This is a genomic window from Paracoccus sp. MKU1 (assembly GCF_001447385.1).
Taxonomy (GTDB): domain Bacteria; phylum Pseudomonadota; class Alphaproteobacteria; order Rhodobacterales; family Rhodobacteraceae; genus Paracoccus.
Map to the genome: position 1 here is coordinate 1 of NZ_LLWQ01000151.1, position 9,171 is coordinate 9,171.

The 9,171-nt window shown below is 59.5% G+C and carries 6 protein-coding genes and 3 pseudogenes; 4 read left to right on the plus strand and 5 right to left on the minus strand.

All coding sequences use genetic code 11. The annotated features are described in order from the left end of the window. Positions 1-246: pseudogene (locus tag AQY21_RS10495) on the minus strand (oxidoreductase); the annotation flags it as partial. A gap of 309 nt (positions 247-555) precedes the next feature. Here AQY21_RS10495 and AQY21_RS10500 point away from each other — a divergent pair. Further along, a complete protein-coding gene (locus AQY21_RS10500; RefSeq protein ID WP_065169918.1) occupies positions 556-837 on the plus strand; it encodes an SH3 domain-containing protein in 282 nt (93 codons plus the stop codon). A 237-nt stretch (positions 838-1,074) separates the two neighbouring features. Here the strand turns inward: AQY21_RS10500 and AQY21_RS10505 are convergent, their stop codons facing one another. From AQY21_RS10505 to AQY21_RS10515, 3 genes are all read right to left on the minus strand, one after another. Then, entirely contained in the window at positions 1,075-2,103 is a 1,029-nt protein-coding gene (locus tag AQY21_RS10505; protein WP_058097616.1) for a hypothetical protein, read from the minus strand. 418 nt (positions 2,104-2,521) lie between these two features. Next, positions 2,522-4,072 carry a DNA polymerase gene (locus tag AQY21_RS10510; protein ID WP_058097617.1) on the minus strand — a complete coding sequence of 517 codons (1,551 nt, stop codon included), beginning with the start codon at positions 4,070-4,072 and terminating at the stop codon, positions 2,522-2,524. Beyond that, positions 4,065-5,765 carry an RNA-directed DNA polymerase gene (locus AQY21_RS10515; protein WP_058097618.1) on the minus strand — a complete coding sequence of 567 codons (1,701 nt, stop codon included), beginning with the start codon at positions 5,763-5,765 and terminating at the stop codon, positions 4,065-4,067. Before AQY21_RS10515 ends, AQY21_RS10510 begins: the two co-directional genes overlap by 8 nt. Before the next feature lie 555 nt (positions 5,766-6,320). On the opposite strand from AQY21_RS10515, the gene AQY21_RS10520 reads away from it, so the two are divergent. The 3 genes and pseudogenes from AQY21_RS10520 to AQY21_RS29720 form a co-directional block, all read left to right on the plus strand. Then, positions 6,321-6,470, plus strand: coding sequence for a hypothetical protein (locus AQY21_RS10520; RefSeq protein WP_203416480.1), 150 nt, complete (start codon positions 6,321-6,323; stop codon positions 6,468-6,470). A gap of 15 nt (positions 6,471-6,485) precedes the next feature. Continuing rightward, positions 6,486-8,258 carry a recombinase family protein gene (locus AQY21_RS10525; protein ID WP_058097620.1) on the plus strand — a complete coding sequence of 591 codons (1,773 nt, stop codon included), beginning with the start codon at positions 6,486-6,488 and terminating at the stop codon, positions 8,256-8,258. 244 nt (positions 8,259-8,502) lie between these two features. Further along, positions 8,503-8,631, plus strand: a pseudogene (locus AQY21_RS29720) (DDE-type integrase/transposase/recombinase); the annotation flags it as partial. On the opposite strand, the pseudogene AQY21_RS10530 reads toward AQY21_RS29720, so the two are convergent. Next, positions 8,594-9,171 (minus strand): annotated as a pseudogene (locus AQY21_RS10530) (transposase); the annotation flags it as partial. The pseudogenes AQY21_RS29720 and AQY21_RS10530 sit on opposite strands and share 38 nt — an antisense overlap.

Consider the following 9,171-nt stretch of genomic DNA (forward strand, 5'->3'; position numbering starts at 1 on the left):
CATGGCTGCCTCGGTCGCGTCATCCCACAGGCCGGTATCGGCATAAGTAATGCGTCCCTCGGGACTGACCGCCGTGGCCTCGATGGTCAGCAGCCCCGCGCCCGACAGGGCAAGCTGGCCGAGATGGATCATGTGCCAGTCGGTCATCCGGCCGTCCTCGGCGGAATACTGGCACATGGGCGCGATGACCACGCGATTCGGCATCGAGAGGCTGCCTGCGGCGATGGGGGTGAAGAGCTTGCTCATGGTTCGGCTCCGTCCGGGCGGATCAGGGGAAAAGACTTGCGGCGCAGCCTAGGGGATCGGCCCCGACTTCGGAAGCCCGGCTGACGAAGAGGAGGGACGGCAGCGGCCGGGCAGAGGCCGGGGGCAAGGGCGAGCCAGGGCGGTCGGTCGGCCACGCCCAATGCTGCGTGGCCACGTCCTCAGCCGCCGCTCTGCCGGATGGGACGGGCATTCATGGCTATCCTTGGCAACCCCCTACCCGCGTGCGGCACCACCCTGCTGTCATTTGGCACGATGGTGTCGTAATGATGGCAAAACGATTCAGGATGGATGATGCGAACCCATTTTGCCGCTCTTTTCGCTCTCATGATCGCCAGCGGCTGCGCGGTCGGTTCCGGCGCAGTGGTGAAGGGCGCCGGGCCGGACGATCTGCTGAAGCTGCGCGAAGGCCCGGGCCTCAATCACAAGATCATCATCGGCCTGCCCGACGGAACTCGTCTCACCCGCCAGAGCTGCGTGACGAATAGTGGCAAGGTCTGGTGCAAAGTCTCGCTCACCGACAGGCCTGCTATCTCGGGTTACGTCTCGGCAGAATATCTCGCGCATCGGTGAAAGGTCCGGCCCATAGCCGCCAGTCGACCCCGACAGATGCTGCGTGGCCGCATTCTCTGGAGTGGACGGTCGACGCATGGCGCAGAAAATCGCCAGGCGGAGCGTCGGCGTTTTGAGACCTTCATGTCGTTCGCTGTGCTAGGCCCAATGTCTGTTCGAGTGAGGCTTCGGACAGCCTGCTCCTAGGATCGAATGACTCAAAGCGGATATCACTCGATGCCACTTTTAGGGGGAGCTTTATGCGGTTAGCAGTTCAGCATAATCAACCATAGGCCCAATTTCGAGAAATTCAGGCTGCATTGGCTGCATGGGCATGTCGTAAGATTCCATGACAATACGCACTTCGCGTTGATAGGCATAGCCGAAGTGCTTGGACATCTGGTGGACTCGTACCTTGGTAAAATCCCTATAGGGATCGTAGTACGTCACAGGGCCGTAGTGTGGCTTCCATCGGGGATATCGCGCAAGGAAACTAGATATCACACGCTGCGCGAAACGTTGTGGATCACGAATTACGAGCGCGGCATCAGCATCGAAATCCGTCGGCATACGGTAATGGATGCCGTCACAGAGGCTGAGTAGGAAATAATCGGGGGCCTCGATCGGCAACACAAGGTCGTCATCTCCATATTCCAACCGGAACCCCTGAAAAATAGTGTGATGGATTCCCTTAAGCCTCTCGCGAAAGGTCGGGATGAAGAAGGTTCGGTGGATTTCGTCATCCCTGACCGCGGCATTATGATTGTCGTCGTTGTAATATGAGGCAGGCGATATACGTACTCTCCCTGTCTTAAGCATGGGTTCAAGATGCTGGCGCTGGCCGTATTTAACGGTGAAGGGTCCGGGCGGGGATGAATAGCTTTCGAAAATTTTGGCTGCGATCGGTGCACCATTCGCAAAGTACTTCACCGCAGGGGCCGTAGCTTCCCGAAGGACTGCCTCCTCCGGCATTCCTCCTGTTCGAATCCCGTATTCCTCGAGCATATGCGTGAACTTTTCCATGAAGGCATGCTCACTGCTGATCGGCAACGGTACGATCTGGGATTTTTCACTTAACTCGATGACATTCTTAAAAATGTCGTTGAACCGAGAGGCCAGACGGTCGTCCGGTGCACCGAGTAGATAGGGGGATGACGCGTATTCATGGCGCCAGCGCTCGTGCAGCGAGACTTTTCCGTTCTGGCTGGCGGCCTTTTCTTCAAGCTGACGGCATCTGGCTTCCATCCAGGCCGCACGGTCTTTGAGTTGGTACAGGGTGACGGTCATCTCGCAAGCCTAATAATTACGGATCGAGTAAGCTTGGCTGATTCTTAGACAATATCAAACCCGCTCGCCAAGTACCTTGAGCCCTATCGTGTAACATCTTCCGCGCCGGGTGACGTCCGATTTGGGCAATCCGCCAGGTTCTTTGATGCGGCCGTAGTGGGGTCGCAAGCGGACAAAAGGAGGAACCATCCGGATGGCGGTTGCGAGTTCCGAGCAACATGCGGCGCCGCAGCTATCTGTAGGCTTGGGGCGCTCAGTCGAGCCGCTGACCACCAATTGATTGCGGCGGCCCAGAGCAGTCACTCGCACGCGCTGTGAACAGCGTCCGAATAGCGCCCATGGCGACAGACAGCCGAACTTTACCCACTGCTCTCGCAAGCGGACACTTGCACGCGGCTGAAGTGCGATCGGCGCGCGTTCAGCCGGTTGCGAAAGCGCCAACAGATGCCTTGCCTCTCACCCCGCCCCCCAGTGTTGTCGTCATTGCGTTTTCGAATGCCGTCACGACCTTGTTGGGCGTATCTGCCAACCTATGTTCGAAGAGTAGCGCGTCGTGCATAGGAAGGACAATGGTAACGTCGTCCAATTCGCCAACGTCTAGCAGCGCCCTCTTGAAGATGAGGGATGCCGTCCCCTGAACGACTTGACTCACTGCAGATCGCTGTTCTTTAGCGGTCAGCGGACCGCCACGATCGCGTAGATAATGATTGCCGAGCAAGGTCGCAACACGTCCATTGGCTTGGAAATCGGCCCAAACCGACCTCTTCCAGGCCTCGTACTGCACGAATAGTCCGAATGCAGTCTTGGCGCGAGGCCGATCTACGCCAAGCGAAACCGCTGCGTCGATCAGGGCCTTCTTGCTCATCCCATAGGCGTAGGACAGAAAGAGCTGCTTGGCAGCCTTCCTGTTCCCTGGAAGCCCAAGGTGCGTGGTAGCAAACAGGTCATACATATCACCTGCGGCGTAGAGCTCCATCAGCTCACAATCCTTTGAAAGCGCCGCCATGATTCCGACCTCGTACTGATCAAAGTCCACGTAGCTCAACTCAGCGCCCTCGCGCGCGGCAATGATGCCGCGATATTTCTTTGAAATGTTCTGCAGACTGGGGCTGCGCAAATGGATGCGCGAGGTGCGGGAACCAAACACATCCAATACCGGCCGCATGATGGTGGTCGACAGGGTTAACGAGCCCAGCACCCGCCGTGCGGTGTCCGCCGCCTGCAGGGCTATGGTGTCGCTCCCAAAGTCCCGTTGGTGCGGCACGTACTCGAGGAGATATTCGATCGAGACATCGTCCAGTTCGAACCCATCCGAACGCAGCTTTTCCTCTAGCGCCGATCTGTTCGGAGTTTCCAACGGCATGTTGTGCTTCGCAGAGTAATCCTTGAGGCACATGAAGTAGTCGTGTTCCGCCTCGGCGCGCATCTCCGACAATCGCTGCCTGTCGATAATGATACCAACGGCCATCGCGCTTTGAAGAAGCCGGTAGACCGGCACTTCGACGGTAAAGAAGCGTTCTGCTTCACCTGCAGCCTCCGCGCGCTCAAGTAAGGCAAGATACATTTGCGCAAGCGCCGCCGCCGCCTTGGACGCAACTCCTGCCTCGAACGGTATGCCCTTATTGAACATCCGCTTGTAAGCGGAGCATACCTCCTGCTCGACACCATACTGTTCAAGAACAGCGGTTACGTCGTGCTTTTCGCGTGCTAGACGGTCTTCAGGGTTTCCACTGGTGGATATTCGGAATTCGTCGAGGTCAACGACCGTATTTGGCAGCGTTCCCGTCTTATCGAACAGCGCATCACGTATCATCCAGAAATCATGGCAGACTACGGCGCCGGAGAATTTCACGACGTCCTGTGCGTCAGTTTCGAGCAGCCGTCCGTCGTCAAACCAGTAGAAGCAGTCTGCGCCCCGCCCAGTAAAGTCCTTCATGAAGAGGAGCAGTTTCCAATCCTGGTCAATCATACTCACTGACCTCGTCGACAAGGTTCAGCAGATCGGGCGCCTCCCGTTTTGCAAAGGGAAGACCTTCCTCGCTGGTGTAACGCTCGGCTCTTGGCCCTGTGCCTTTGAGGTAGATCGGCACATGGCCGTGTAGAGGCTTGAGGTCATCTTTGTGAAGCACTGAGGAAGCGATCAAGAGGTAGCGGGCGTTCTGATAAGGCAGTTCGCCGAACTTTTCGATGCACCCGCGGATAAGTGCCGTTTCATTGACACACCGCAGCCAGATTAAAATGGCAGCAGCCTCGCCGGACCTTATGTCCTCGCGGAGCTTCCTAGCGGCTAGGTCAACCAACCTATCCGATCGGTGTCTCCTCGATCCGAGCAGCATCCAAATATTGTAGTTCTGCCAATCGTGGATGGCTCGTTCCTCCGCCAACAGAAGCTCCTCCAGCGCTGGAAGGCATTGGCCATCTCGGTCAAGCGTTGAAATAAGCCGGCAGTATTGGTCTGTGGATACAGCATGTTCCGAAAGCGAGCGGGAAAGCGTATCGAGCAATGTAGCTGATAGTGCGTCGCCGACGTCGAATAGACCAGACTCCACAATCTGGGCCACGCGGTTCACCGCGAAGCGGAACTGACGCGTCTGAGTGTCCCCAGCTTCAATGCAACTGGTCAGGATACCGAAGATGTATTCGACAGAGCGGGTCACAATTCTGCGGCTCCGAGATTGCCACATCTGATTAATGGCGGTGGTCGCGCTGTCTTGTGAAGGAAAGTAGGCGACCAGCTTCTCTCGTGAAACTTCAGGCTGTAATATCTCGGTCTTGCTCGCGTTGATGTTCAAGCCGACCTTCCGTAATTCCCTGATAATGTCTTGAAGTGCGCGGCGCGCGTGGATCTCCGTTTCAGCCAAAACGCGGATGTCGTCCACGTATCTGTAATAATCGTAACCCCTCTTGGCCATTTCGCGATCAACGGAAGAGAGCAGGATGTTGGAAAGGAAAGAAGATGCGTCCCGGTTCTGTGGTAGACCATGGTCTCGGCTGAACGTCCATTGTCCGAGCAGCCTGTCCAACGTACCGATAGCATTGCGAATATGGAGCTTTTCAGGGCCCGTCGCCACGATCTCCGGGATAGCCCTCTCCAAGGCTGCGATAATCTGCGCTCGCGAGATGTTCTCGAAAAAGTTGCTGAGATCGGTCACCAGCAAGTGCTGGTTCGAGCGGGCGAACGTCAGAGTTACGCCCTCAAATGTGAACCATCGGTCAATCTTGTTCTTGAACAAGTATTTGGAGTTCTGCGGCGACGGGTCGTAGCGGTAGCTGAGCACTCGGTGGCTAAGCAGACTGTCATAGTAGGGGATAAGGAATGTGCAGATCGCCTGATAGACGAAACGATCAAAGAAGTCGGTCTCCAGGCCGTAGCGTTCTCCATAGCCCTTCTTGGGGATATTACGCACAACGCTGCGGGTGCCGAAGTACACACCGTTCCATTCCTGCAGTAGAGACAGGACGATGCGTTTGGCCTCGTCCGGATTCTTGAATAGGTCGTCATATTGCAGGCAGTCGAAGTACCAGTCGTCCCTCATGTCCTGTCGCAGATGCTTGAGCACGAGGTCAAATTGGATAGGAAAGCCGAGAGCTTGCCCCCTTTCCCAAAATGCAGCACTTAGGGTATATTCGGGGTCATCACCTTGTTGACTGTAATCTGACACGAACTGTGGTTCTCTTTCGGAAGAAAATTCTCGTCGCCCTTAGGAGGCATGTTGCTACTCTACCGTGCTTTCGCCGTAGAGCCAGCCGAATTTGCTTAGACCGCACATTTCAATGCCAACCACGCTTTCGCCTATAGGGGCCCCACTGGTTTCGTCCACCTGACGGCTTCAAGTCCGATAACTGCCTAAATCGGTCGTTGGTGCACCCCGCAGCGAAAGACCGCTTTCCGCCCTCTGCGACGGTCCCACCCTCCCGCGACGTTCCGTCTTTGAGCTGCGGAACTTCGCCGACTATGTGTCCTGCGGCGAGATCTCCCGCGACTTTTTTGTATTTTTACGCCACTCTTCGATGACGCCGCCGCGCAGCGCCCCCTGCAGCAAGCGCGGCAGCGCTGGCTTACGCTGTGCTGCGCCGAGGCTTGATGCGATGCGCCCGAACCCGCCTGTGATTCCGCCCTTCCCTGCGCCACGCTTGTGCTGGCGCGGGTCCTGCCGCGCGAGGAGCGCAACGGGGCGATGGCACGGCAGAGGCAGACAGTTGCGGAACGGCTCCGGGTGTTCGCAGAACCGGCCCGGGAGTCCGCTGCTCCCCTGCCCTCGCCCGATCCCCGGCTCGTCGAGCTGGTCCGCCTGCTTGCCCGCAGCGCGGCACGGGATTTCGTCGAGGCCGAAGAGCGCGAGACCGGAAGAGACCACCCCGACTGACCAGGAGGCTTGCGCATGAGAGTCGCCATCTACGCCCGCTATTCGTCCGACCTGCAGCGCGAGGCCTCGATCGCCGACCAGTTCCGCATGTGCCGCCTGCGGGTGGAGAAGGAAGGCTGGCAGGTGGTCGAGGAATATTCCGACCATTCCATCTCCGGCTCCAGCATGATCCAGCGGCCCGGGCTCCAGGCGCTGGTCATGGATTCCGCCCGCGGCCGCTTCGACCTGGTGCTGGCCGAGGCGCTGGACCGCGTCAGCCGCGACCAGGAGGATATCGCCGGCATCTACAAGCGCATGCGCTATGCCGACGTGAAGATGTTCACGCTGTCGGAGGGCGAGATCAGCGAGTTGCATGTCGGACTCAAGGGCACGATGAACGCGCTGTTCATCAAGGACCTGGCCGACAAGACCCGCCGGGGGTTGCGCGGCCGGGTCGAGGACGGCAAATCCGGCGGCGGCAACTCCTACGGCTACGATGTCGTCAAGAAGTTCGATGCCAGCGGCGAGCCGATCCGCGGCGACCGCACCATCAACGCGGCTCAGGCCGCCGTGATCCGCCGTATCTTCGCCGATTACGACAGCGGGCTTTCCTCGCGCGCCATCGCCATGACACTGAACCGCGAGGGCGTGCCCGGTCCCATGGGCCGGGAATGGGGTCCCTCGACCATCCACGGAAACCGCGAGCGCGGCACCGGCATCCTGAACAACGAGCTTTATGTCGGCCGTCTCGTCTGGAACCGGCTGCGCTACGTCAAGGATCCCGACACCGGCCGGCGGGTGTCGCGGCTTAACCCGGAAAGCGAATGGGTGACCCATGAGGTGCCGGAGCTGCGCATCATCGATCAGGCCCTGTGGGACGCGGTAAAGGCCCGACAGGGCAAACTGGCCTTCTCGACCCGCAACCGGCACGAGGGCAATCCGCTGAACGACCGGCGGCGCCCGAAACACCTCTTCGCCGGTCTGGTCAAATGCGGCTGCTGCGGCGGAGGCTATTCGATGATCTCGAAGGACCTGCTGGGCTGCTCGACGGCGCGCAACAAGGGCACATGCGGCAACCGGGTGAACATCCGCCGCGACGCCCTCGAGGCCTCGGTCCTGAACGGCCTCAAAAAGCACCTGATGGAGCCGGAACTGTTCCGGGAGTTTTGCGCCGAGTTCACCCGCGAGGTGAACCGACTCCGCATGGAGCGCGGCGCCGATCTGGAGGTCGCGCGCCGGGAACTGGACAAGGTCGGCAGGCAGATTTCCCAGATTATCGAGGCGATCACCGACGGCATGTATCACCCCTCGATGAAGGAGAAGATGACCAAGCTGGAGGCGCGCAAGGCCGAGCTGACGGAGAAACTGGCCAATGCCGACGAACCGCCGCCCCTGCTGCACCCGAACATGGCAGCGCTCTATGCCCAACGCATCGGGGAGCTTTCCGAGAACCTGCAGCACGAGGACAGCCGCGCGCAGGCGGCGGAGATCCTGCGCTCGCTGGTCGACCAGGTGACGCTGGTGCCGGAGGACGGCGAGTTGGCCATCGTGCTGCGCGGCGATCTCGGCGCCATCCTGCGCTTTGCCGCAGGAAAGAAGGATCCTAATTTCCTGTCGGAAGCCGAGGCGTTGGACAATCTTCTGGCGCAATCGGGCGGCTCGCGGAAGCCCGGGCGTAGAAACGCAAAAACCTCCGCGCATTATGCTACGGAGGTTTTGCAATTATCGTTGGTTGCGGGGGCGCGATTCCAGAAATACTTGCCGTTGCATCAAGGTGGCTGGCAGCCGGCAGGATCCTTGGCCGCATGAGCATTACGGTTCGGAAAGACCACCCTCCAAGATCGCAGCCGAAACACCCCGACGACCGGACCCGCCGTATAGTGGGCATCGGCACTATCTCCTGGATCGGCTTGATCCAGTCGGCCCCTCCGTAGGTGACGGCATCGACGAGAGCCTCCCTCGTGCCATCGTCGACCTTAAAAGACCACTACACCCTTGCGCCCCGCCGGGATCGCGCGGAGGCCCGGCGCAATCTCATCGCGCAAGCTGCCCTTGGGACTGGATGTACCTGTCGACCGTGCTCGACGACTTCTCCCGTTATGTCATCGCATGGAAGCTGTGCACCACCATGCGGGCCGGGGACGTTACCGACACGCTCGATCTGGCTCTCGAAACCTCAGGCTGAGGATGAAGCGGGATCGCACCTTCTCGAGGCCGCGATAGACGGTCTGGGCCATGCCGCCGACGGTCTTGGCCCAGCCGAAAGCCTCTTCGATGCGTTTGCGATGACGCTGGGATTTGGCGTAACCGTTGTGTCGGGTGGTTCGCCCGTCTCTCGCCGAATATCGTGATCTCTGCGCGACATGGGGCGTGACGCATGCCTCGCGCAGGTTGGCGACAAAGCCCCCGGCATCGAAGCCGCGGTCAGCACCCAGCGTCAGCCTCCGGGTCGGACCCGGGGAGTGGCGGTGATCATGTCGAGCGCCGCGCGCCGTTCGGCTCGGCCATCGGCCCGGGTAAGATCGCCCTGCACGATGAGGCCCGACCGGTTCTCCATCAAAGCATGACCGATGAAGCACAGCATCGCCCCGGTGCCGGGGGACTTCCTGTAGAGCCGCGCATCCGGATCGGTGGTCGAGCCATGGGTGGCATTCGTCCGCCTCTGACCCCGGAAATCGACCTCGGCATTGCGGCTGTGGCGTTGGTTGCGGGGCATCGGATC

Coding starts and splice junctions, on each gene's coding strand:
- AQY21_RS10500 (WP_065169918.1), top strand. CDS start 556: ATGATGCGAACCCATTTTGCCGCTCTTTTCGCTCTCATGATCGCCAGC.
- AQY21_RS10505 (WP_058097616.1), bottom strand. CDS start 2,103: ATGACCGTCACCCTGTACCAACTCAAAGACCGTGCGGCCTGGATGGAA.
- AQY21_RS10510 (WP_058097617.1), bottom strand. CDS start 4,072: ATGATTGACCAGGATTGGAAACTGCTCCTCTTCATGAAGGACTTTACT.
- AQY21_RS10525 (WP_058097620.1), top strand. CDS start 6,486: ATGAGAGTCGCCATCTACGCCCGCTATTCGTCCGACCTGCAGCGCGAG.